This window comes from Pseudomonas sp. HP_08 (assembly GCF_055284095.1).
In genome coordinates, this window is the sequence record NZ_JBTOQC010000001.1 from 412643 (window position 1) to 436137 (window position 23495).

A 23495-nucleotide genomic window follows, 5' to 3' on the forward strand; every position below is an offset into this window, starting at 1 on the left:
GCGGGCGGCCAAAGCGTCATGACAGACTCACGATTCGCCTCAGATGTGGCGAACCTCGATGATCTCGTACTCGATCACACCGCCCGGTGTTTTCACGACCACCACATCACCCTCTTCCTTGGCAATCAAGGCGCGAGCAATGGGTGAGCCTACCGAGATCTTGCCCAGCTTGATGTCGGCTTCATCTTCCCCAACGATCTGATAGACCACACTCTCGTCAGTTTCGACATTGGCGATTTCCACGGTCGTGCCGAAAATCACCTTGCCGGTGTGCGCAATCGTGGTGACGTCAATCACCACGGCATTCTGCATGCGGCCTTCGATATCACGGATACGCGCCTCGACCATGCCTTGCTGCTCGCGCGCAGCATGGTATTCAGCGTTTTCCTTGAGGTCACCCAACTCGCGTGCAGTACCGATGTCCTGGCTGAGCTTGGGGCGAACCACCTTGGTCAGGTGGGCATGTTCCTCTTCCAGGGCGCGAGCGCCCTGGACGGTCATTGGGTATTTAATCATCCTTTCAATCCTGCATGCAGATCCTGCAGGCGACGTACGGTCTTCTCGGGACCGAACTTGAGCGCCTCACAGACAGCTTCGCCAGCCGCAATGGTCGTGGTGCAGTAGATCTTGTGCTGCAACGCATTGCGACGAATGGAGTAGGAATCAGCGATCGACTGACGCCCTTCGGTGGTGTTGATAATCAGCGTGACTTCGTCATTCTTGATCATGTCGACAACGTGCGGACGACCTTCGGTCACCTTGTTGACGCGACGCACTTTCAGGCCTGCCGCTTCGATCAGCTTGGCAGTGCCTGCGGTCGCAACCACATCAAAGCCCAGCTCGATCAGGTCACGCGCAACGCCGGCCACCAGAGGTTTGTCGTCATCGCGCACGCTGATGAAAGCAGTACCGCCGGTCGGCAAGGTCTCGCTGGCACCCATCTGCGCCTTGGCGAAGGCTTCGCCAAAGGTGTCGCCCACGCCCATCACTTCGCCGGTCGACTTCATTTCAGGGCCAAGGATCGGGTCGACGCCAGGGAACTTGGCGAACGGGAACACCGCTTCCTTGACGCTGTAGAAGTTCGGAATGATTTCCTTGGTGAAGCCCAGTTCCTTGAGGGTCTTGCCGGCCATGACGCGCGCGGCAATCATCGCCAGGGAAACACCGATGCACTTGGAAACGAACGGCACGGTACGCGAAGCACGCGGGTTGACTTCGATGACGTAGATGTCTTCACCCTGCAACGCCAACTGCACGTTCATCAGGCCGACCACACCCAGCTCCAGAGCCATTTTCTTGACCTGCTCGCGCATCTCGTCCTGGATGTGGGCCGGCAGCGAGTACGGCGGCAGCGAGCATGCCGAGTCACCGGAGTGAACGCCGGCCTGCTCGATGTGCTGCATGATGGCGCCGATGACGACATCGGTGCCGTCGCAGACGGCGTCCACGTCCATTTCGATGGCGCAGTTGAGGAAGTGGTCCAGCAGCACCGGGCTGTCGTTGGACACCTGCACCGCTTCGCGCAGGTAACGCTTGAGTTCATCTTCCTGGTAAACGATTTCCATCGCCCGGCCGCCCAGTACATAGGACGGACGCACAACCAGCGGGTAACCGATCTTGGCGGCAGCACGAATCGCTTCGTCTTCGCTGCGCACGGTGGCGTTTGGCGGCTGACGCAGGTTCAGGCGCTCGACCATCTGCTGGAAGCGCTCACGGTCTTCGGCACGGTCGATGGCATCAGGGCTGGTGCCGATGATCGGCACGCCGGCCGCTTCCAGGGCACGCGCCAGTTTCAGCGGGGTCTGGCCGCCGTACTGGACGATGACGCCTTTAGGCTTCTCGACGCGGACGATTTCGAGCACATCTTCCAGGGTCACCGGTTCGAAATACAGGCGGTCGGAAGTGTCGTAGTCGGTGGAAACGGTTTCCGGGTTGCAGTTGACCATGATCGTTTCATAGCCATCTTCACGCAGTGCCAGGGCCGCATGCACACAGCAATAGTCGAACTCGATGCCCTGGCCGATACGGTTAGGACCGCCGCCCAGAATCATGATCTTGTCGCGGGTCGACGGGTTGGCCTCGCACTCTTCTTCGTACGTCGAGTACATGTAGGCGGTGTCGGTGGCGAACTCGGCCGCGCAGGTGTCAACGCGCTTGTAGACCGGCAGCACGTCCAGCTTGTGGCGATGCGTGCGCAGGTTTTTCTCGGTCACACCCAGCAGCTTGGCCAGGCGCGCATCGGAGAAGCCTTTGCGCTTCAGACGCAGCATCAGGTCACGATCGATGCTCGACAGGCCCAGGGTCTTGACCTTCTCTTCGTCCTTGATCAGGTCTTCGATCTGCACCAGGAACCAGGGATCGATCATGTTCATGTCGAAGATTTCTTCGACGGTCATGCCGGCACGGAAAGCATCGGCGACGTACCAGATACGCTCGGCGCCCGGCACGGTCAGCTCGCGCTTGAGGGTGCTCATGCTATCCGGATGGCTCAGGTCGACCTTCGGATCAAGACCGCAGACACCGACTTCCAGGCCGCGCAGGGCCTTTTGCAGGGACTCCTGGAACGTACGACCGATGGCCATGACTTCACCCACCGACTTCATCTGAGTGGTCAGACGTGCGTCGGCGTTGGAGAATTTCTCGAAAGCAAAGCGTGGCAGCTTGGTGACCACGTAGTCGATCGACGGCTCGAAGGACGCCGGGGTCTTGCCACCGGTGATGTCGTTCTGCAGCTCATCGAGGGTGTAACCGACTGCCAGCTTGGCGGCGACCTTGGCGATCGGGAAACCGGTGGCCTTGGAAGCCAGTGCCGAGGAACGCGACACGCGCGGGTTCATCTCGATCACGACCATGCGGCCAGTGTTCGGGCAGATACCGAACTGCACGTTGGAACCGCCGGTTTCAACGCCGATCTCGCGCAGTACCGCCAGCGAGGCGTTACGCAGGATCTGGTATTCCTTGTCGGTCAGGGTCTGGGCTGGAGCGACAGTGATCGAGTCGCCGGTGTGCACGCCCATCGGGTCGAAGTTTTCGATCGAGCAAACGATGATGCAGTTGTCCTTTTTGTCGCGGACCACCTCCATCTCGTACTCTTTCCAGCCGATCAGCGATTCGTCGATCAGCAGTTCCTTGGTCGGCGACAGGTCCAGACCACGGGCGCAGATTTCTTCGAACTCTTCACGGTTGTAAGCGATGCCGCCACCGGTGCCGCCCATGGTGAAGGACGGACGGATGATGCACGGGAAGCCGAGCTTCTCGAGAACCGCGAAGGCCTCTTCCATGCTGTGGGCAATGCCGGAACGCGGGCACGCCAGGCCGATGGACTTCATGGCCTTGTCGAAACGCGAACGGTCTTCGGCCTTGTCGATGGTGTCGGCATTGGCGCCGATCATTTCCACACCGAACTTCTCCAGAACGCCTTCACGCTCCAGGTCCAGGGCGCAGTTCAGTGCAGTCTGGCCGCCCATGGTTGGCAGCACGGCATCAGGACGCTCTTTTTCGATGATCTTGGCAACGGTCTGCCACTTGATCGGCTCGATATACGTGGCGTCAGCCATGGCCGGGTCGGTCATGATGGTGGCCGGGTTGGAGTTCACCAGAATGACGCGGTAACCCTCTTCGCGCAGGGCTTTACAGGCCTGGGCGCCGGAGTAGTCGAATTCGCAGGCCTGGCCGATCACGATGGGGCCGGCGCCAAGAATCAGGATACTTTTAATGTCTGTACGTTTTGGCATGGGTTGTCACTCAACTCCGCAAATCAGTCGGCAAGCCGTCTTGAATATTCATTGAGATGCCGGGTGGCAGCGACCGGACCGGCTAGCGTCCGGGGCCACCCAGGGCACCTGCTTACTTCATTTTCAAGGCAACCGGTCAGCGGCGCTTGGCCATGGCATCAATGAAGCGATCGAACAATGGCGCTACGTCGTTTGGACCCGGGCTCGCCTCAGGGTGACCCTGGAAGCTGAACGCGCTCTTGTCGGTGCGCTCGATACCTTGCAGGGTACCGTCGAACAGCGACTTGTGGATGGCGCGAACGTTGCCTGGCAAGGTCGCCTCGTCCACCGCAAAACCGTGGTTCTGGCTGGTGATCATCACCACACCGGTGTCCAGATCCTGGACCGGGTGGTTGGCGCCGTGGTGGCCGTGGCCCATCTTGACGGTCTTGGCACCGGAGGCCAGAGCCAGCAACTGGTGACCCAGGCAGATACCGAACACCGGAATCTCGGTCTCCAGCACTTCCTTGATAGCCTGGATAGCGTAATCGCATGGCTCCGGGTCACCCGGACCGTTGGACAGGAATACACCGTCAGGATTGAGTGCCAGCACATCACTGGCCGGGGTTTGCGCCGGCACGACCGTCACGCGGCAACCGCGCTCGACCAGCATGCGCAGGATGTTGACCTTGACGCCGTAGTCGAAAGCAACGACATGGTACGGCAGATCGGCAGCAGCGATTTCCGGATGGCTGTCGGTCTTCAGTTCCCAGACACTGAAGCGCCACTCGTAGCGCTCTTTGGTGCTGACCACCTTGGCCAGGTCCATGCCTTTAAGGCCCGGAAAACCGCGAGCGGCTTCGATGGCAGCTTCTTCGCTGATGTTGTCACCGGCCAGGATGCAGCCGTTCTGAGCGCCCTTCTCACGCAGGATGCGGGTCAGGCGGCGTGTATCGATACCGGCGATGGCCACAACATTGTTGGCCTTCAGGTAATCCTGCAGCGACATCTTGTTGCGCCAGTTGCTGGCAACCAGCGGCAGGTCGCGAATAACCAGACCGGCCGACCAGACGCGGTCGGATTCGGCGTCTTCCGGCGTGGTGCCGGTGTTGCCGATGTGCGGGTAAGTCAGGGTAACGATTTGCTGGGCATAGGAAGGATCGGTAAGGATTTCCTGATAGCCGGTCATAGCGGTGTTGAACACCACCTCACCAACAGTCTGGCCGTCGGCGCCAATGGCTTCACCGCGAAAAATGCTGCCATCAGCAAGGGCAAGTATGGCTGGCTTAGTCAAGAAGACCTCCCGTAAATAAAGCCTGAAAGGGCGTTCGCAGGTTGTAAAAAAGCGGAATGACGTTTTGATACGTCACCCCGCTTTCTTATGGATTCATCTGCGCGCTTTTAGTGGACACACTAAAGCTGTATCTTACAGAAAAGGCCTGTTTTGGTCTACCACCAATGCAACACAGACGCTTCACTGAAGACTTTCGCGACTCAAGCGAGCCGCGAAAAGCACGGATATTCGCCGATACTATCGACTGATCAGCGCAGCTCGAGCACATCCTGCATGTCGTAAAGACCTGGCGCCTTGCCTTCCAGCCACAGCGCGGCACGCACTGCACCACGGGCAAAGGTCATGCGACTGGACGCCTTGTGGGTAATTTCCACGCGCTCGCCATCGGCAGCAAACAGCACCGTGTGATCACCGACGATGTCGCCGGCGCGGGTCGTGGCAAAGCCGATGGTCTGACGCTCACGCGCGCCGGTCTGGCCTTCGCGACCATAAACCGCGACCTTCTCAAGATCACGCCCCAGCGCATTGGCGACAACCTCACCCATGCGCAAGGCCGTACCCGAAGGCGCATCGACCTTGTGCCGGTGATGAGCTTCGCTGATCTCGATATCGACTTCATCGCCCAGCACGCGGGCGGCGGTATCGAGCAGTTTCAGGCACAGATTCACGCCGACACTGTAGTTGGCGGCGAACACGACCGGAATTTCTTTGGCCGCCTCTGCCAGGCGCAGCTTCTCTTCGGCAGTGAAACCGGTGGTACCGATCACAATGGCCTTGCCCGCCTTGCGGCAGAACGACAAGTTCTTCAAGGTGACCGACGGGTGAGTGAAGTCGATCAACACATCGAACTCTTCCGCCACCCGCGCCAGATCGCCCGACAGCGGCACACCAATACGCCCTTGCCCCGCCAGCTCACCGGCATCGGCACCGACCAGCGTACTGTCGGGGCGATCGATGGCAGCCGTCAGCCCGGCGCCCGGCGCCTGGCCGACCGCCTCGATCAGAATCTTGCCCATGCGCCCGGCGGCGCCTGTCACAGCAATACGTCGCATACCCTGCTCCTGTGAATAACCTTATAGATCGCCGAAGAAACGCTTCACACCCTCGAACCAGCCACTGGCCTTGGGAGAGTGCGATTCGTTGCTTTCCAGCGACTCACGGAACTCTTCGAGCAGTTCACGCTGACGCTTGTCGAGATTGACCGGCGTTTCGACGGCCACCCGGCACATCAGATCGCCTGGGCCACCACCGCGCACCGGCGCCACACCCTTGCCACGCAGACGGAATTGCTTGCCGGTCTGAGTACCTTCAGGAATCTTCAGCTTGACGCGACCGTCCAGGGTCGGCACTTCCAGCTCGCCGCCCAGCGCCGCATCGGTGAAGCTGATCGGCACTTCACAGAACAGGTGCTTGCCATCGCGCTGGAAGATCGCGTGCTCGCGCACATTGATGACCACATACAGGTCGCCACTCGGTCCACTGTGCGGACCCGCTTCGCCTTCACCCGACAGACGGATACGGTCGCCGGTGTCGACACCTGGCGGCACCTTGACCGACAAGGTCTTGTATTCCTCGACCCGGCCTTCGCCATTACAGGAATCGCACGGATCAGAGATGATCTTGCCGTTGCCGTGGCAACGCGGGCAGGTCTGCTGCACCGAGAAGAAGCCTTGCTGCATGCGCACCTGGCCGATACCGCCACAGGTCGGGCAAGTGACCGGTGCCGAGCCTTTCTTGGCACCGCTGCCGTCGCACGGCTTGCAGTTGACCAGCGTCGGCACACGGATATTCACGGTCGTGCCGCGCACCGCTTCTTCAAGGTTCAGTTCCAGGGTGTAGCGCAGGTCGCTGCCGCGCTGCGGGCCACCACGACCACCGCCACCGCGGCCACCACCGAAAAAGTCGCTGAATACATCGCCGAAAATATCGGAGAAGTTCGCACCGCCAGCGCCAAAGCCGCCACCGCCACCCATGCTCGGGTCTACGCCGGCATGACCGTACTGATCGAAAGCCGCGCGCTTGCTGGCATCGGAAAGCACTTCGTAGGCCTCGTTGGCCTCCTTGAACAACTCTTCCGACGCTTTGTCATCGGGGTTGCGGTCAGGGTGGTGCTTCATCGCCAGACGACGATAGGCCTTTTTCAGCTCCGCCTCACTGGCGCCTCGCTCAACCCCCAATACTTCGTAATAGTCACGCTTCGCCATATCTTCTTCCGCACTCTTGAGGATGTCCGGCCAAACCCTCCTGAGCCTGGCCTGACTCGTTGAGCCCAATACAGGCCCGGACCCAACTCACGTCAATTCAACGATCCTGGTCTTCGTTCAACGGCCGAAAACGACCGAGAAAGCGGCACAGCGAGCCGCGATGCAGGAGCATCGCGCCCTTGCCGCCAAGTGTTCGCCGGCAGGCGGCAAACACCAAAAATTTCGTCTGCTCCAGACACGCCAACGCGGGAGCAAGCTCCCGCGCGGCGACATCCTACCAGTGACCGCAACGCAGCGGTCAACCGGCTTGCAAGTGAGCCTGCGCTTACTTGTTGTCTTTGACTTCTTCGAACTCGGCGTCGACGACGTCGTCAGGCTTGGCTGCGCCTTCGGCTGGCTTGGCAGCCGCTTCCGGGTTTTCAGCCTGCTCGGCGTACATTTTCTGCGCGATTGGCGCCGAAACCTTCGACAGCTCTTCGACCTTGGCTTCGATCAGCGCCTTGTCGTCGCCTTTGACAGCGGCTTCCAGGGCGACCAATGCAGCCTCGACAGCAGCCTTCTCTTCAGCAGTGACCTTGTCGCCCGCGTCGGAAATCATCTTGCGAGTCGAGTGCACCAGCGCGTCACCCTGGTTACGGGCAGAGGCCAGCTCTTCGAACTTGCGGTCTTCTTCGGCGTTGACTTCAGCGTCACGCACCATCTGCTGGATTTCTTCCTCGGACAGACCGGAGTTGGCCTTGATCACGATGGACTGCTGCTTGCCGGTGGCCTTGTCTTTGGCGCCGACGTGCAGGATGCCGTTGGCGTCGATGTCGAAGGTCACTTCGATTTGCGGCACGCCACGTGGCGCTGGCGGAATCTCGGCCAGGTCGAACTTGCCCAGGGACTTGTTCTGGCCAGCCTGCTTGCGCTCACCTTGCAGCACGTGAATGGTCACGGCGTTCTGGTTGTCGTCGGCAGTGGAGAACACTTGCGATTTCTTGGTAGGAATCGTGGTGTTCTTCTCGATCAGCGCCGTCATCACGCCACCCATGGTTTCGATACCCAGGGTCAGCGGGCTGACGTCGAGCAGCAGAACGTCTTTGACGTCGCCGGCCAGTACCGCACCCTGGATGGCAGCACCCATGGCAACGGCTTCGTCAGGGTTGACGTCTTTACGCGCTTCTTTACCGAAGAAATCGGTGACCAGCTTCTGGACCAGCGGCATGCGGGTTTGACCACCGACCAGGATCACGTCGTTGATCGCGCCAATGTCGATACCGGCATCTTTCAGGGCAACGCGGCAAGGCTCGATGGTGCGCTGAACCAGGTCTTCAACCAGCGATTCCAGCTTGGAACGGGAGATTTTCACGTTCAAGTGCTTAGGACCGGTGGCGTCTGCAGTGATGTACGGCAGGTTGACGTCGGTCTGCAGGCTGGAAGACAACTCGATCTTGGCTTTCTCGGCCGATTCTTTCAGACGCTGCATGGCCAGCGGATCACCTTTGAGGTTGATGCCGCTTTCTTTCTTGAATTCGTCAACGAGGTAGTCGATCAGACGGATGTCGAAGTCTTCACCACCCAGGAACGTGTCACCGTTGGTCGCCAGTACTTCGAACTGGTGCTCACCGTCGACTTCGGCAATTTCGATAACCGAAACGTCGAAGGTACCGCCACCCAGGTCATAAACGATCACGGTGTGATCGCCCTTGGCCTTGTCCATACCGTAGGCCAGAGCGGCTGCGGTCGGTTCGTTGATGATGCGTTTTACGTCCAGACCCGCGATACGGCCGGCGTCTTTGGTCGCCTGACGCTGGCTGTCGTTGAAGTAGGCCGGAACGGTGATGACCGCTTCCGTAACCGGCTCGCCGAGATAGTCTTCGGCGGTTTTCTTCATCTTTTTCAGGATTTCAGCGGAAATCTGAGGAGGTGCCATTTTCTGGCCATTGACCTCAACCCAGGCATCACCGTTGTCAGCCTTGGAAATCTTGTAAGGCACCATCTGGATGTCTTTCTGAACGACTTCTTCGTCGAAACGACGGCCGATCAGACGCTTTACTGCGTACAGGGTGTTGTGCGGGTTAGTGACCGCCTGACGCTTGGCCGACTGGCCAACCAGGATTTCGCCATCATTGGCGTACGCAACGATCGACGGCGTGGTGCGGGTGCCTTCGGCGTTTTCGATAACCTTGACGTTACCGCCTTCCAGAATCGAAACGCAGGAGTTGGTGGTCCCCAGGTCGATACCGATAATTCTGCCCATCTTTAACTCTCCAGAAACTTGTGTAGGGTTGCCGCAACCGGGTTCACAGATTGCGGTAGCACTTTTAACGCTTGACCTTTAAATGGGGGCTGGTCTGCCGATTTCAAGCCTGCTCGTCAATCGACGGTTTGGCAGGCGAAGGTGCCTTGCTGACCACGACCATGGCCGGGCGCAGCAGGCGACCATTGAGCTGATAGCCCTTCTGAAACACTTTGAGCACGGTGTTGGGCTCGACGTTGGCATTTTCTTCCATCGCCATGGCCTGATGCTGATCAGCGTTGAACGGCTGACCATGCGGATCGACTGCTTCAAGCTGATAACGCTTGAGCGTGTCCTGGAACATTTTCAGCGTCAGCTCGATGCCTTCGCGCATTGGGCGGATGCTTTGATCGTCCGGGCTCGACAGGTCGAGACCACGCTCCAGGCTGTCGATGATCGGCAGCAAGTCGCCTGCAAATTTTTCCAGCGCAAATTTGTGCGCCTTTTCTACATCCTGCTCGGCACGGCGGCGGACATTCTGCAGATCCGCAGCCACTCGCAGAGACTGGTCCTGCGCGGCAGCCAGTTGCTCTTCGAGCACTTGCACGCGCACTGCCAGATCTTCACCTGCTGCCGATTGCGCAGCCTGGTCCTGAGCCTGCGTATCCAGATTCTGTTCGTCAGCCATAAATCTCTCCTTTCAAAACGTCCGCGAACCCAGCTCGCGCTTCTGTCCCCCTATATGGGAACGGAATTTCCGGCTTCAAGGGGACACGTGCGGGAAGTTGAGGTTTATGGCGAAAAACCTTCCCATAAACACCCGGAAGGAATGCTGGCAAATTACCCGAACAACTAAAAGCGGGCTTCAACCAATCAAATCGAGCTAAGGGCAGGCATTGTCAGGCACAAACAAAACACTGTATAAATAACCAGAAGAGCCACCTCGGAGCCACTTCATGCTGGTCCATCTTTCCGTACACAACTACGCCATCGTTGAACACCTCGACCTCGAACTCGATCGGGGGATGAGCGTCATCACGGGCGAAACCGGTGCCGGCAAGTCGATCATGCTCGACGCCCTGGGCCTGACCCTGGGCGACCGGGCCGACAGTGGCGTGGTTCGTCCCGGAGCCGAAAAGGCCGACATCCTGGCCACCTTCGACCTTTCCGATATCCCCGAGGCACAAGCCTGGCTCGCCGAGCACGACCTTGATAACCAGGGACCGTGCATCCTGCGCCGGGTCATCACTGCCGAAGGCCGCTCACGCGCCTATATCAACGGCACGCCATGCCCACAGGGTGACCTGAAGGCGCTGGGCGAGTTGATGATCGATATTCACAGCCAGCACGAGCATCAATCGCTGCTCAAGGCCGAAACCCACCGCCGCCTGCTCGATGAATACGCCGGCGCCACCGACCTCGCCCGCCAGGTGCACCTGGCCTCGCAACGCTGGCGCCAGACCCGCCAGGAGCTGGAACGCCTGTCCAACTCCGGCGACGAGCAACGCGCCCGCCACCAACTGCTCAGCTATCAGCTTGAAGAACTCGAAAGCCTGAGCCTGGGCGAAAACGAGCTGGAGAATCTCGAACAGGACCACAAGGCGCTGACCAACGCGGAAAGCCTGCTCGGTATCTGCCGTCAGGTGATCGAGCAATGCAGCGAGAGTGATTCGGGCAATGTCCTGCACGCCCTGACCAACAGCCTCAATCGCCTGTCAGGCGTCAGCAACAGCTCGACCGCTTTGAATGAGGCCACCGAGCTCTTGTCCAGCGCCCAGATTCAGGTTGAAGAAGCCATGGGCGAGCTCAATCGCTTTCTTGATCACTTCGACGCCGATCCCGCACGCCTGCAACAGATAGAAGAACGTCTGGATGCTATCTATAGCCTGGCGCGCAAGCACCGTATCCAGCCCAATGAAGTCGCGACCATGCATCAGAAGCTGCTGGACGAGATCGAAACGCTCAATGCCAACGACGAGTCCATCGAGCGCCTGCAGAACGAACTGGCCGCCTTTGCCCGTCACTATCAGGAAAAGGCGCGGGAATTGAGCGACCTGCGGCACCGTTCGTCGGGAGAACTGGCGCACGCCGTCGAGCAGGAAATCCATCGACTCGGCATGCCGGGCGGTCGCTTCAGCATTGAGCTGAAAGCTCATACCGGTGGCGAACTATTGCCTTATGGCCTGGAGCAGGTCGAACTGCTGGTCAGCGCCAACCCCGGGCAGCCGCTCAAGCCATTGGCCAAGGTGGCATCCGGTGGCGAGCTGTCGCGTATCAGCCTTGCCATCCAGGTCATCACTGCCCAGACCTCACGTATCCCGACCCTGGTCTTCGACGAAGTGGACGTTGGCATTGGCGGCCCGACCGCTGAAATCGTAGGTCAGTTACTGCGCAGGCTTGGCGATCGCGGCCAAGTCATGACCGTGACCCACCTGCCACAGGTGGCTGCACAAGGTCATCAACACCTGTTCGTACACAAGGTCCGCGACAGCAATGCCACGCGCACCGCCGTGTCGAAGCTGGGCAAGAACGAACGCATTGAAGAAGTTGCGCGCATGCTGGGCGGGATCGATCTGACCAAGGAATCCCTGGCCCATGCGAAAAAGATGATCGTCACCTCAAAAGGCTGAGGGCAAAACCGAGACACAAAAAAACGCCCCTTGTCGCGCTGAGTCGACAAGGGGCGTTTTGCTATGCGCGAATAAGAAGGACTCAGTCTTTCTTGCTACGCACGTACAGCACCAGATTGTGATCGACCAGCTCGAAGCCGTGCCGCTCGACAATGGCTTTTTGCAGCGCTTCGATGTCTTCGTCGAAGAATTCGATGACTTCGCCAGAATCCACGTTGACCATATGGTCGTGGTGGCCGCCGTCAGCCAGCTCGAATACCGCATGACCGCCGTCGAAATTGTGACGCACAACGAGCCCTGCGGCCTCGAACTGAGTCAAAACACGATAGACCGTGGCCAGGCCGACATCCTCGCTAGCGTCCATCAGAGCCTTGTAAACATCCTCGGCACTCATGTGGCGCTGCTCGGCAGAATCGAGCATTTGAAGGATCTTGACCCGCGGAAGGGTCACCTTGAGTCCTGCTTTACGTAGTTCGCTATTTTCAACCATGGTCAGCTTTCTCGCAGACGCTGCTTCGCAGCTTCTCTTAATGCAGGTATGATCGGAGTTTACGTTATCCCAGCCAAGATAGTGGAAGTCGCCCACCGATGCAAAACACCAAGCTCTTGCTAACCAGTTTCACACTCGTGGGACTGCTCGCACTCGCCGGTTGTTCGTTCCCCGGGGTTTATAAAATCGACATCCAACAGGGAAATGTCGTCACGCAAGACATGATAGACCAGTTGCGCCCGGGAATGACCCGACGGCAAGTACGGTTTATCATGGGCAACCCTCTGCTGACCGATACTTTCCACAATGACCGCTGGGATTATCTGTACAGCCTGCAGCCCGGTGGCGGTGAACGCCAGCAGGAGCACGTAAGCCTGATTTTCAACGGCAACGATCAACTGGTCAGCCTGTCCGGCGATTTCAGACCCGGCGTCAGCCGCGATGAAGCCATTCTGGGTAAAACCGAAAGCGGCCTGCCAATCGAAAATCAGCCGGTCGAGAACCAGCCACAGCCCAAGGCAGAAGAACCTGCCCGCCCAGGCTCGCTGCTCGATCAGATCCAGAAGGATGTCGACAGCGTCGAAACCGTTCCCGCGCCGGTCCAGGAACCTCTGGAAACCTCGCCACGGTAACGCAGCGACAACAAAAAGCCCGGCATGCCGGGCTTTTTTGTGTCTGCATATTCTTTAGTGGCTACCTGTAGCGCAAGCGATCAGGGGCGACTCTTCTTCAGGACCCGCGCCGTTCTGGCCGCACGCAAACGCCTGACCTCTTTGGGATCGGCCAGCAGCGCTCGATAAATCTCGATACGCTCGCCCGCCTGCACGATACGCACCTGCGGATCGCCAATCACCTTGCCAAAAATACCGACCGGACAAGCCGCCAGATCCAGATCAGGAAACGACTGGCCGATCCCGCTTGCCACAAGGGCCTGAGACACCGTACTGCCGGCCGGCACCTGACAACTCAGCAAGACCTGACGCGCAAGACCGGCATGCGCTACTTCAATCTCGATCAAGGCGTCAGCCATGCAACTGCTTGACTCGCTGGCAGAACGCATCGACCAGCGTATTGGCCGCCTGATTGAACAACGGCCCCAGCGTCGCGCGAACCAGGGGACCTGCATAATCAAAAGACAGGTCCAGGCTGATCTTGCAGGCTTTATCGCCGAGCGCCTTGAACGTCCACACGCCATGCAACTGGCTGAACGGTCCTTCGACCAGGTCCATGGTCAGCGACTCGCCCGGCACCAGCGTATTGCGGGTCACGAATTTCTGGCTCAGCCCGCCCTTGGCGATTTCCAGGCTGGCACGCATCTGCGTTTCACTGGCCTCGTGCACAACGGCCGCCGAGCACCACGGCAAGAATTCCGGGTAACGAGCCACGTCGTTGACCAGGTCATAGAGAAACCGGGCCGGGTACGGCAACAGGGCCGAGCGTTGAATATGCGTAGTCATGTCAGCGTCATTTCCAAAACTGAGCGGCAAACATCACAAGAATGCCGAATGGCGCTACAAAGCGCATCTGGTAGAAATATCAGGATAGGCAACACCGGCATTGTCCGGGATTCATCCTGTGTGCTCAAGCGCACTGCTTGCCCATAGCCGACATCGAAGCAACTGCCTATAATGCGCCCCCTATGGCCAAACTCAGAAAGCACCCTACAGGGACCATCGCGCAAAATAAAAAGGCGCGTCACGATTACTTCATCGAACACAAGTTCGAGGCCGGTCTGGTCCTGTCCGGTTGGGAAGTAAAAAGCTTGCGTGCCACCAAGGTACAGCTAGTCGACAGCTACGTGCTGCTCAAGGATGGCGAGGCCTGGCTGATGGGCTGCCATATCACGCCGCTCAAGACGGCCAGCACGCACGTTATCGCCGACCCGACACGCACCCGTAAACTGTTGCTCAACCAGCGCGAGCTGGAAAAGCTCTTCAGCTCCGTACAGCAAAAAGGCTACGCCTGCGTCGCCCTGTCGCTGTACTGGAAGCAGCACCTGATCAAGTGCGAAATTGCACTCGGCAAGGGCAAGAAGGAATACGACAAGCGCCACACCGAGCGCGAACGCGATTCCGACCGCGAGCTGCAACGCGCCGTGCGCAGCAAGGGCAAGGACGACTGATCCTGCCCGCTGTCGTCGTGGCCGCGCGTGCGGCCGCGACTACAGGTTATGCCGCCGCTCGGCCCGTGCTGCGCGTTCGCCCTGCTGACGCACCTCATCCAGCACCTCCTGCACATACATCAAGTGCCGGCTGGACACCTCACGCGCATCTTCTGCACGTCTTTCGATAATCGCCAGATACAGCTCACGATGCTGCTCGATAAGCATGTTGCGCGTTTCACTGCGCTGCTTGTACATCCCGCCGATATTGATCACCACGTTGCGCTGCACCAGATCGAACAACCCGCGAATGGTGTGCAGCAGCACGGTGTTATGGCTCGCCTCGGCAATCGCCAGATGAAAATTGGCATCGGCGATACCTTCTTGCGTTCCGCCCTCTTCCTCGGCCCGCGCATAACAATCCTGCAACGCATCGAAGGCCTCGCGCAGGCGCTCACGGTCCAGGTCCGTCGCGCGCAACGCCGCGTAATAAGCGCATGACGCTTCCAGGGTATGGCGAAACTCCAGCAGGTCGCGCTGGGCGTCGGGGCTGTTTTCCAGCAAATGCAGCAACGGATCACTGAATGTCGATCCAAGGTTTTCGGCCACATAGTTGCCGCCACCCTGACGACTGATCAGCAGCCCTTTTGCGGTGAGCTTCTGAATCGCCTCACGCAATGATGGACGTGACACACCGAACTGCTCCGCCAGCGCACGCTCGGCCGGCAAACGCCCGCCTGCCTTCAACGTGCCCTCAAGAATCATTTTTTCCAGCTGCTCGACGATATCGTCCGACAAACGACGCTGCCGTACCTGACCAAACCCCATAACCCTCACTCCACTTCCCCGATCCCGTTGTCGGGCGCTCTATTCTGGCCGATCGAGACCTTCTCGGCACCTGTCGCAAGCCCCCACCTCAAGCATCATTTCACGCTGCAGGACAGCGGCATGAGACCAAAGTAGAAAAACCACAAATTGACACACCCCGAGCAAGGCCTCTAACCTAGCGACCAGGCATTGTAAATTGGTATTACCAATTATCCAATACCGATGTTCAGATGATTGACCACCATCACATCGCCGGACCTTTTCCATCAGAAAAGGCCAGCACTGGTGAGCCGGGCGATACACGACCTGAGACGTCCGCCACAGCACACCGGGCCTAACCAAAAACAACTAGGGGCCAACCCAATGCAAACCTGGCAACAACTCTATTCCCCGCTTGGCAGCCTGGGCTTATCCGCCGCCGCTGCGCTTATTCCTATCGTGTTCTTCTTTTTGGCGCTGGCGATTTTCCGGCTCAAGGGACACATTGCCGGCAGCATTACCCTGGCGCTGTCGGTGCTGGTGGCGATCTTCGCCTTCCAGATGCCGGTCGACATGGCGCTGGCCGCCGCCGGGTACGGGTTTGCCTATGGCTTGTGGCCGATTGCCTGGATCATCGTCGCGGCGGTGTTTCTCTACAAACTGACCGTCAAGAGCGGCCAGTTCGAGATCATCCGCAGCTCGGTGCTGACCATCACCGACGACCAGCGCCTGCAAGTGTTGCTGATCGGCTTCTGCTTCGGCGCCTTTCTGGAAGGCGCGGCAGGCTTCGGCGCACCGGTGGCCATTACCGCAGCGCTGCTGGTCGGCCTGGGCCTGAACCCGCTGTACGCCGCCGGCCTGTGCCTGATCGCCAACACCGCGCCGGTGGCCTTTGGCGCACTGGGCATTCCGATCATCGTCGCCGGCCAGGTCTCGGGCATCGACGCTTTCAAGATCGGCGCAATGACCGGCCGCCAGTTGCCCTTCCTCTCGGTTTTCGTGCCGTTCTGGCTGATGTTCATCATGGACGGCACGCGCGGCGTCAAGGAAACCTGGCCCGCCGCCCTGGTGGCCGGCGCCAGCTTTGCGATCACCCAGTACCTGACCTCCAACTTCATCGGTCCCGAGCTGCCGGACATCACCTCGGCACTGGTCAGCATCATTTCCCTGACCCTGTTCCTCAAGGTCTGGCAGCCAAAACGCACAGCCGATGCCGCCCCGTCACGCACCGCGTCACCTTACAGCCTGGGGCAGATCTTCAAAGCCTGGTCGCCGTTCCTGATCCTGACCGCCATGGTCACCGTCTGGACCCTGAAACCGTTCAAGGCGCTGTTCGCCGCCGGCGGCCCGCTGCAAGCCTGGACCATCAACACCGCGGTGCCCTTCCTGGATCAACTGGTGATCAAGGGCACGCCCATCGTCGCCAAGGCCACCGCCATGCCGGCGGTGTACAAGCTCGACATCATTGCTGCCTCCGGCACCGCGATTCTGCTCTCGGCGATTGTGTCGATGATCGTACTGCGCATCAGCGCCAGGATTGGTCTTACCACTTTTAAAGAGACCGTCATCGAGCTGCGCTGGGCCATTGTCTCGATCGGTATGGTGCTGGCGTTTGCCTTCGTCATGAACTACTCGGGCATGTCCTCGACCCTGGCGCTGGTATTGGCCGGCACCGGTGCCGCCTTCCCGTTCTTCTCGCCGTTCCTTGGCTGGCTGGGCGTGTTCCTGACCGGCTCCGACACCTCGGCCAACGCGCTGTTCGGCTCCTTGCAAGCCACCACCGCACACCAGGTCGGCGTCAGCGATGTGCTGATGGTCGCGGCCAACTCCAGCGGCGGCGTGACCGGCAAGATGATTTCGCCGCAATCCATCGCCGTGGCCTGCGCCGCCACCGGCCTGGTGGGCAAAGAGTCGGACCTGTTCCGCTTTACCCTCAAGCACAGCCTGTTCTTCGCCACTCTGGTCGGCTGCATCACCTACGCCCAGGCGTACTGGTTCACCGGCATGCTGGTGCATTGATCACACCCTGACGTCGGCATGCCGGTCAACAAGGCACTGCCGGCGTCAGCCATCGATAACCCGTCCACACCTGCGTGGACGGATAACCGGGCCCACCCGGAGAAGCACCTGATGAGCGACCTGTTCTATAACGCGGCCTCCGCTGCCAATCCCAACGCCACCCGCGTCGCCCCTCGGCACACGCCGCGCCAGTACCCGACCGGCAAACCCCAGCGCGTCTACCTGTACGGCACCTGCGTGGTCGACCTGTTCTTCCCCGAAGCCGGCATGGACGCCATTCACCTGCTGGAACGCGAAGGCATCGAGGTCAACTACCCGCCCGGCCAGAGCTGCTGCGGCCAGCCGGCCTATACCAGCGGCTACACCGAACAGGCCCGCGACGTGGCCCGCGCCCAGGTCAAGCTGTTCGAAGGCGACGACCCGGTCATCGTGCCGTCGGGCTCCTGCGCCGGCATGTTTCGCGAGCACTACCCGGATCTGTTCAAGGACGAACCGCAGATGCTCGAAAAAGTCCGCGCCCTGGCCGCCCGCACCTATGAGCTGACCGAGTTTCTGCTGCACGTCTGCAAGGTCCGTTTCAACGACCACGGCCAACCCACACGTATTGCGCTGCACACCTCATGCTCGGCGCGCCGGGAAATGAACACCCATTTGCACGCGCGCGAACTGCTCGGCCAACTGAGCAACGTCGAGCGCGTCGAACACGACCACGAAAGTGAATGCTGCGGCTTTGGCGGCACCTTCAGCGTGCGCATGCCGGACATCTCCGGCGCCATGGTCGCCGACAAGACCCGCGCACTGAAAGCCTCCGGCGCCGAGCAGATTCTTACTGCCGACTGCGGCTGCCTGATGAATATCAATGGCGCCCTGGAAAAACAGCGCGAATCCCTGCGCGGCCAACACCTGGCCAGTTTTCTCTGGCAACGCAGCGGAGGCCGCCCATGACCCGTATCCCCGCCCTGCAAATAGAAGAACCCGACTTTCGCGAGCGTGCTCGCCAAGCCCTGGGCGACAACCAATTACGCGGCAACTTCCGCCGCGCGATGGACTCGCTGATGACCAAGCGCGCCGCCGCCTTCAACGACCCGGATGAACGCGAAGACCTGCGCGACCTCGGCAACGCGATCCGCGCCCGCGCCCTGTCGAAACTGCCCGACCTGCTGGAGCAACTGGAACGCAACCTGATCCGCAATGGGGTCAAGGTGCACTGGGCCGAAACCGTCGAAGAAGCCAACGCCATCGTGCTGTCGATCGTTGAAGCCCACGAAGCCCGGCAACTGATCAAGGGCAAGTCGATGGTCAGCGAAGAAATGGAGATGAACCATTTTCTCGGCGAGCGCGGCATCGAGTGCCTGGAAGCCGACATGGGCGAGTACATCGTGCAGATGGACCACGAAAAGCCCTCGCACATCATCATGCCGGCCATTCACAAGAACGCCCGCCAGGTCGGCACGCTGTTCCATGAAAAACTCGGCGTCGACTACACCACCGACGTCGACCAGTTGATCCAGATCGGCCGCCGCGTGCTGCGGCAGAAATTCTTCGAGGCCGATATCGGCGTGTCCGGCGTCAACTTCGCCGTGGCCGAAACCGGCACCTTGCTGCTGGTGGAAAACGAAGGCAACGGGCGCATGGTCACTAGCGTGCCGCCGGTACACATCGCCGTGACCGGCATTGAGAAGGTCGTCGAAAATCTGCGCGACACCGTGCCGCTGCTGTCGCTGCTGACCCGTTCGTCCCTGGGCATTCCGATCACCACTTACGTCAACATGATCTCCGGCCCGCGCAAGCCCCACGAACTGGACGGCCCGCAAGAAGTGCACCTGGTGCTGCTCGACAACGGCCGCAGCCAGGCGTTTGCCGACAGCGAACTGCGCCAGACGCTCAACTGCATTCGCTGCGGCGCGTGCATGAACCATTGCCCGGTGTATACCCGCGTCGGCGGCCATACCTACGGCGAGGTGTATCCCGGCCCGATCGGCAAGATCATCACCCCGCATATGGCTGGCCTGAGCAAAGTGCCGGACCATCCCAGCGCCTCTTCTTTATGTGGCGCCTGCGGCGAAGTCTGCCCGGTGAAAATCCCGATTCCGGCCCTGCTGCGCCGCCTGCGCGAAGAAAACGTCAAGTCACCCGACAGCCCCAACCCGGTCATGCGCGATCAAGGCCGCAAATACTCGCGCAAGGAACGGCTGATCTGGAACCTCTGGGCAAGGCTCAACACCTCGCCTGCGCTGTATCGCGCCTTCGGTTACATGGCCACCCGCCTGCGCAGCCTGATGCCGGGCAACATCGGGCCCTGGACGCAAAACCACAGCGCGCCGAAACCTGCCGCCCGTTCACTGCATGACCTGGCTCGCGAACACAAGCAGCGCGCCACCCAGACAGGAGAGCGTCAATGAATGCCCGGCACAACATCCTCGCCAAATTGCGCCGCAGCCTTGAAGGCACCCAGCCCATCGCCGACACCTTCAATGAGGTGCTGGTCACCGAACCGTGGCGCTACACTGCCGAGCAGCGCCTTACCCGGCTGCGCACCTTGATGGAGGCGGTACACACCGAAATCCACCTGTGCCGCGAACAAGACTGGCCGCAACGCCTGGCCGCGCTGACCGCCGAGCGCCAGTTGCCGAACCTGCTGATCGCGCCAAACACGCCGCACGGACAACGCATCACTGAACACTGGGCGCAGCATCCACAACTGACGCCGCTGAAGGCCTACGACAAACCCATCGAACAGTGGAAGCAGGAAATGTTCGACGACACCGCCGCCAGCCTGACCACGACCCTCGGCGCCATTGCCGCCACCGGCAGCCTGATACTCTGGCCGACCCGGGAAGAGCCGCGTTTGATGAGCCTGGTGCCGCCGGTGCATTTTGCTCTGCTCAAGGCCAGCCAGATCTACGACAACCTGTACCAGGTGCAGCGCGAGCAAGACTGGGCCGGCGGCATGCCGACCAACGCCCTGCTGGTGTCCGGCCCGTCCAAGACCGCCGACATCGAACAAGTGCTGGCTTACGGCGCCCACGGCCCGAAAGACCTTGTGGTGCTGATTCTGGAGGACGCATGACCCTGCCCGCCAATTTCCTGCGCCAGGCGCAGTTGCTCATTCCAGCCGCACGACGCTTCGACGACCCGCTGTCGACCCTGGCGTTCGGCACTGACGCCAGCTTCTACCGGCTGATCCCGAAACTGGTGATCCGCGTCGAATCCGAAGACGAAGTGGTCGCCCTGCTCAAACTGGCCCAGACCCATAAAGTACCGGTCACCTTTCGCGCCGCCGGCACCAGCCTGTCCGGCCAGGCGATCAGCGACTCGGTGTTGCTGGTGCTGGGCGATAACTGGAACGGCCGTGAAATACGTCAGCACGGCGCACAAATCCGCCTGCAACCGGGCGTCATCGGCGCCCAGGCCAACGCCTGGCTGGCACCGTTCGGTCGCAAGATCGGCCCGGACCCGGCCTCGATCAACGCCTGCAAGATCGGCGGCATCGTCGCCAACAACGCCAGCGGCATGTGCTGCGGCACCGCGCAAAACACCTACCACACCCTCGCCGGCATCCGCCTGGTGCTGGCCGACAGCACGCGCCTGGACACCGAAGATGCCAGCAGCGTCGCAGCCTTTCGCGCCAGCCATGCCGACCTGCTGGAACAGCTCGCCCATTTGGGCCGGCAAACCCGCGCCAATATCGAACTGGCCGCGCGCATTCGCCACAAGTACCGGCTGAAAAACACCACCGGCCTGTCGCTCAACGCGCTGGTCGACTTCGATGAGCCGCTGGATATTCTCAGCCATCTGCTGGTCGGCTCCGAAGGCACGCTGGGCTTTATCAGCGCGGTCACCTACGACACCGTTCACGACCACCCGAACAAGGCCTCGGCGCTGATCGTCTTCCCGGATGTCGAAACCTGCTGCCACGCCGTCACCGTGCTCAAGCAACAACCGGTAGCCGCCGTCGAACTGCTCGACCGCCGCAGCATGCGCTCAGTGCAAGACAAACCCGGCATGCCGGCCTTCGTCCGCGAACTCTCGGAAAACGCCTGCGCACTATTAATAGAAGCCCGCGCCGCCAGCCAGGCGCTGCTGCACGAACAACTCGCACAGATCATGGCGGCGCTGGCGCCGTTCCCGGTGGAAAAGCAGGTCGACTTCAGCGAAGACCCGGTGGAAAACGCCCGCCTGTGGGCGATCCGCAAAGACACCTTCCCCGCCGTCGGCGCCGTTCGCCAGACCGGCACCACGGTGATCATCGAAGACGTCACCTTTCCGGTCGAGCAACTGGCGATTGGCGTACGCCGCCTGATCGCGCTGTTCGAAAAACACCGCTACGACGAAGCGATCCTGTTCGGCCACGCCCTGGAGGGCAACCTGCACTTCGTCTTCACCCAGGGCTTCAACAGCCCGGCCGAAGTGGCGCGTTACCAGGCATTCATGGACGACGTCGCGGAACTGGTGGCCGTGGAATTCGGCGGCTCGCTCAAGGCCGAACACGGCACCGGGCGCAACATGGCGCCCTTTGTCGAAAAGGAATGGGGCAGCGACGCCTACCAGTTGATGTGGCAGCTCAAACGCCTGCTCGACCCCAACGGCATCCTCAACCCCGACGTGGTGCTGAGCAACGACCCGCAGATTCACCTGAAAAACCTCAAGCCCCTGCCCGCCGCCGACGACATCGTCGACAAATGCATCGAGTGCGGCTTCTGCGAGCCGGTCTGCCCGTCCAAGGGACTGACCCTCAGCCCACGGCAACGCATCGTCATCTGGCGCGACATTCAGGCCAAAAAGCGCAACGGCGAAGACACCACCGCGCTGGAGCGCGATTATCAATACCAGGGCATCGACACCTGCGCCGCCACCGGCTTGTGTGCGCAACGCTGCCCGGTCGGCATCAACACCGGCGAACTGGTGAAAAAACTGCGCAGCCAACACGCCAGCCACACCAAAACCGCCCACTGGCTGGCCAGCCACTTCAAAACCGCCCTGCTGGGCGCACGTTTCACCCTGCACGCCGCCAACGGCGCGCGCATGTTGCTCGGCGCGCCACGCCTGGAGAAACTATCGGCCGGCCTGAGCAAAATCTCCGCCGGCCGCCTGCCGCAATGGACTCCGGCCATGCCCCAGGCCGAGCAGGCCATTCGCTTCACTGCACCGGTCGACGACCCGCGCCCGCGCGTGGTCTACCTCGCCGCCTGCGTCTCGCGGATCATGGGCCCGGCCGCTGGCGATAAAGAACAATCTTCACTGCTCGACAAAACCCGCAGCCTGCTGGAAAAAGCCGGCTACCAAGTGGTGTTTCCCGACGACCAGGACAGCCTGTGCTGCGGCCAGCCCTTTGCCTCCAAGGGCTACAGCGAACAGGCCGACGCCAAACGCACCGAGCTGATCAACGCCCTGCTCAAGGCCAGCCGCGGCGGCCTCGACCCGATCTACTGCGACACCAGCCCCTGCACCCTGCGCCTGGTGCAAGACCTGAAAGAAACGCGCCTCGACCTCTACGACCCGGTGCGCTTCATTCGTACCTACCTGCTCGACAAACTGACCTTCACCCCGCAACAGGAACCGGTGGCCGTGCACGTCACCTGCAGCACCCAGCACCTCGGCGAAAGCCAGGCGCTGATCGAACTGGCGCGCCTGTGCAGCGTCAACGTGGTCATCCCGGAAGGCATTCATTGCTGTGGCTTTGCCGGCGATAAAGGCTTCACCACCCCAGAACTCAACGCTCACGCCCTGCGCCCGCTAAAACAGGCCGTGCAGCACTGTAACGAAGGCATTTCGACCAGCCGCACCTGTGAAATCGGCCTGTCGCAACATTCGGGCATCGACTATCACAGCCTGGTGTATCTGGTAGATCGTGTGACCCGGCCACGTGTGAACTGATCGATACAAAAAGGGGCATTAAACGCCCCTCTTTGGGGCAAATGCCGGCATTTTCGACTTTTTATTTCAACGCGAAAAATAAATAGAACCCCTGCCAAACAGCACAGTCAATCCTGTAAGCCTTCCAGACGATGGCTTT

At 60.4% G+C, this 23495-nt stretch carries 19 protein-coding genes; 8 read left to right on the forward strand and 11 right to left on the reverse strand.

The genetic code is table 11. The features are described from left to right. Window positions 1–39: 39 nt before the first annotated feature. From greA to grpE, 7 genes are all read right to left on the reverse strand, one after another. Window positions 40–516: a transcription elongation factor GreA gene (greA, locus tag ACYAS9_RS01980; RefSeq protein ID WP_459749772.1), complete on the reverse strand. Its 477-nt coding sequence runs from the start codon at window positions 514–516 to the stop codon at window positions 40–42. Further along, window positions 513–3734 (reverse strand): carbamoyl-phosphate synthase large subunit, encoded by a 3222-nt coding sequence (gene carB, locus ACYAS9_RS01985; RefSeq protein WP_463566634.1) that lies wholly within the window; start codon window positions 3732–3734, stop codon window positions 513–515. The genes greA and carB overlap by 4 nt, the downstream gene beginning before the upstream one ends. Before the next feature lie 136 nt (window positions 3735–3870). Beyond that, window positions 3871–5007 carry a glutamine-hydrolyzing carbamoyl-phosphate synthase small subunit gene (gene carA, locus ACYAS9_RS01990; RefSeq protein WP_463566635.1) on the reverse strand — a complete coding sequence of 379 codons (1137 nt, stop codon included), beginning with the start codon at window positions 5005–5007 and terminating at the stop codon, window positions 3871–3873. Between the two features lie 248 nt (window positions 5008–5255). Then, a complete protein-coding gene (gene dapB / locus ACYAS9_RS01995) occupies window positions 5256–6059 on the reverse strand; it encodes a 4-hydroxy-tetrahydrodipicolinate reductase (protein WP_463566636.1) in 804 nt (267 codons plus the stop codon). A gap of 21 nt (window positions 6060–6080) precedes the next feature. After that, window positions 6081–7211, reverse strand: a complete 1131-nt coding sequence (dnaJ, locus tag ACYAS9_RS02000; protein ID WP_463566637.1) for a molecular chaperone DnaJ — start codon at window positions 7209–7211, stop codon at window positions 6081–6083. 325 nt (window positions 7212–7536) lie between these two features. Next, window positions 7537–9453, reverse strand: coding sequence for a molecular chaperone DnaK (dnaK, locus tag ACYAS9_RS02005; RefSeq protein WP_463566638.1), 1917 nt, complete (start codon window positions 9451–9453; stop codon window positions 7537–7539). Between the two features lie 103 nt (window positions 9454–9556). After that, window positions 9557–10120 carry a nucleotide exchange factor GrpE gene (grpE, locus tag ACYAS9_RS02010; protein ID WP_463566639.1) on the reverse strand — a complete coding sequence of 188 codons (564 nt, stop codon included), beginning with the start codon at window positions 10118–10120 and terminating at the stop codon, window positions 9557–9559. A 268-nt stretch (window positions 10121–10388) separates the two neighbouring features. On the opposite strand from grpE, the gene recN reads away from it, so the two are divergent. Continuing rightward, window positions 10389–12062 (forward strand): DNA repair protein RecN, encoded by a 1674-nt coding sequence (gene recN / locus ACYAS9_RS02015; RefSeq protein ID WP_463566640.1) that lies wholly within the window; start codon window positions 10389–10391, stop codon window positions 12060–12062. An 82-nt stretch (window positions 12063–12144) separates the two neighbouring features. Here recN and fur read toward each other — a convergent pair whose 3' ends face one another. Next, complete coding sequence (gene fur, locus ACYAS9_RS02020) at window positions 12145–12552, reverse strand: ferric iron uptake transcriptional regulator (RefSeq protein WP_463566641.1); 408 nt, start codon at window positions 12550–12552, stop codon at window positions 12145–12147. Window positions 12553–12650: 98 nt separating this feature from the next. Between fur and ACYAS9_RS02025 the strand changes: the two genes are divergently transcribed. After that, entirely contained in the window at window positions 12651–13184 is a 534-nt protein-coding gene (locus ACYAS9_RS02025; RefSeq protein WP_463566642.1) for an outer membrane protein assembly factor BamE, read from the forward strand. An 80-nt stretch (window positions 13185–13264) separates the two neighbouring features. Here the strand turns inward: ACYAS9_RS02025 and ACYAS9_RS02030 are convergent, their stop codons facing one another. Continuing rightward, window positions 13265–13582: an RnfH family protein gene (locus tag ACYAS9_RS02030; protein ID WP_463566643.1), complete on the reverse strand. Its 318-nt coding sequence runs from the start codon at window positions 13580–13582 to the stop codon at window positions 13265–13267. After that, on the reverse strand, window positions 13575–14009 hold the full coding sequence (locus tag ACYAS9_RS02035; protein WP_463566644.1) for a type II toxin-antitoxin system RatA family toxin: 435 nt from the start codon (window positions 14007–14009) through the stop codon (window positions 13575–13577). Before ACYAS9_RS02035 ends, ACYAS9_RS02030 begins: the two co-directional genes overlap by 8 nt. A gap of 182 nt (window positions 14010–14191) precedes the next feature. On the opposite strand from ACYAS9_RS02035, the gene smpB reads away from it, so the two are divergent. Beyond that, complete coding sequence (gene smpB, locus ACYAS9_RS02040; protein WP_463566645.1) at window positions 14192–14674, forward strand: SsrA-binding protein SmpB; 483 nt, start codon at window positions 14192–14194, stop codon at window positions 14672–14674. A gap of 39 nt (window positions 14675–14713) precedes the next feature. Here smpB and ACYAS9_RS02045 read toward each other — a convergent pair whose 3' ends face one another. After that, a complete protein-coding gene (locus tag ACYAS9_RS02045) occupies window positions 14714–15481 on the reverse strand; it encodes a GntR family transcriptional regulator (RefSeq protein WP_463566646.1) in 768 nt (255 codons plus the stop codon). A gap of 363 nt (window positions 15482–15844) precedes the next feature. On the opposite strand from ACYAS9_RS02045, the gene ACYAS9_RS02050 reads away from it, so the two are divergent. From ACYAS9_RS02050 to ACYAS9_RS02070, 5 genes are all read left to right on the forward strand, one after another. Beyond that, window positions 15845–17479, forward strand: a complete 1635-nt coding sequence (locus ACYAS9_RS02050) for a lactate permease LctP family transporter (protein WP_463566647.1) — start codon at window positions 15845–15847, stop codon at window positions 17477–17479. 111 nt (window positions 17480–17590) lie between these two features. Beyond that, a complete protein-coding gene (locus ACYAS9_RS02055) occupies window positions 17591–18424 on the forward strand; it encodes a (Fe-S)-binding protein (RefSeq protein WP_463566834.1) in 834 nt (277 codons plus the stop codon). Continuing rightward, window positions 18421–19881: a LutB/LldF family L-lactate oxidation iron-sulfur protein gene (locus ACYAS9_RS02060; RefSeq protein WP_463566648.1), complete on the forward strand. Its 1461-nt coding sequence runs from the start codon at window positions 18421–18423 to the stop codon at window positions 19879–19881. Before ACYAS9_RS02055 ends, ACYAS9_RS02060 begins: the two co-directional genes overlap by 4 nt. Further along, window positions 19878–20549 carry a LutC/YkgG family protein gene (locus ACYAS9_RS02065; RefSeq protein ID WP_463566649.1) on the forward strand — a complete coding sequence of 224 codons (672 nt, stop codon included), beginning with the start codon at window positions 19878–19880 and terminating at the stop codon, window positions 20547–20549. The genes ACYAS9_RS02060 and ACYAS9_RS02065 overlap by 4 nt, the downstream gene beginning before the upstream one ends. Beyond that, window positions 20546–23356 (forward strand): FAD-binding and (Fe-S)-binding domain-containing protein, encoded by a 2811-nt coding sequence (locus ACYAS9_RS02070; RefSeq protein WP_463566650.1) that lies wholly within the window; start codon window positions 20546–20548, stop codon window positions 23354–23356. Before ACYAS9_RS02065 ends, ACYAS9_RS02070 begins: the two co-directional genes overlap by 4 nt. Window positions 23357–23495 lie beyond the last annotated feature (139 nt).

Bases quoted from the DNA above. Each gene is read 5' to 3' on its own strand.
- greA (WP_459749772.1), bottom strand. From the start codon at position 516: ATGATTAAATACCCAATGACCGTCCAGGGCGCTCGCGCCCTGGAAGAG.
- carB (WP_463566634.1), bottom strand. From the start codon at position 3,734: ATGCCAAAACGTACAGACATTAAAAGTATCCTGATTCTTGGCGCCGGC.
- dapB (WP_463566636.1), bottom strand. From the start codon at position 6,059: ATGCGACGTATTGCTGTGACAGGCGCCGCCGGGCGCATGGGCAAGATT.
- dnaJ (WP_463566637.1), bottom strand. From the start codon at position 7,211: ATGGCGAAGCGTGACTATTACGAAGTATTGGGGGTTGAGCGAGGCGCC.
- dnaK (WP_463566638.1), bottom strand. From the start codon at position 9,453: ATGGGCAGAATTATCGGTATCGACCTGGGGACCACCAACTCCTGCGTT.
- grpE (WP_463566639.1), bottom strand. From the start codon at position 10,120: ATGGCTGACGAACAGAATCTGGATACGCAGGCTCAGGACCAGGCTGCG.
- recN (WP_463566640.1), top strand. From the start codon at position 10,389: ATGCTGGTCCATCTTTCCGTACACAACTACGCCATCGTTGAACACCTC.
- fur (WP_463566641.1), bottom strand. From the start codon at position 12,552: ATGGTTGAAAATAGCGAACTACGTAAAGCAGGACTCAAGGTGACCCTT.
- ACYAS9_RS02025 (WP_463566642.1), top strand. From the start codon at position 12,651: ATGCAAAACACCAAGCTCTTGCTAACCAGTTTCACACTCGTGGGACTG.
- ACYAS9_RS02030 (WP_463566643.1), bottom strand. From the start codon at position 13,582: ATGGCTGACGCCTTGATCGAGATTGAAGTAGCGCATGCCGGTCTTGCG.
- ACYAS9_RS02035 (WP_463566644.1), bottom strand. From the start codon at position 14,009: ATGACTACGCATATTCAACGCTCGGCCCTGTTGCCGTACCCGGCCCGG.
- smpB (WP_463566645.1), top strand. From the start codon at position 14,192: ATGGCCAAACTCAGAAAGCACCCTACAGGGACCATCGCGCAAAATAAA.
- ACYAS9_RS02045 (WP_463566646.1), bottom strand. From the start codon at position 15,481: ATGGGGTTTGGTCAGGTACGGCAGCGTCGTTTGTCGGACGATATCGTC.
- ACYAS9_RS02050 (WP_463566647.1), top strand. From the start codon at position 15,845: ATGCAAACCTGGCAACAACTCTATTCCCCGCTTGGCAGCCTGGGCTTA.
- ACYAS9_RS02055 (WP_463566834.1), top strand. From the start codon at position 17,591: ATGAGCGACCTGTTCTATAACGCGGCCTCCGCTGCCAATCCCAACGCC.
- ACYAS9_RS02060 (WP_463566648.1), top strand. From the start codon at position 18,421: ATGACCCGTATCCCCGCCCTGCAAATAGAAGAACCCGACTTTCGCGAG.
- ACYAS9_RS02065 (WP_463566649.1), top strand. From the start codon at position 19,878: ATGAATGCCCGGCACAACATCCTCGCCAAATTGCGCCGCAGCCTTGAA.
- ACYAS9_RS02070 (WP_463566650.1), top strand. From the start codon at position 20,546: ATGACCCTGCCCGCCAATTTCCTGCGCCAGGCGCAGTTGCTCATTCCA.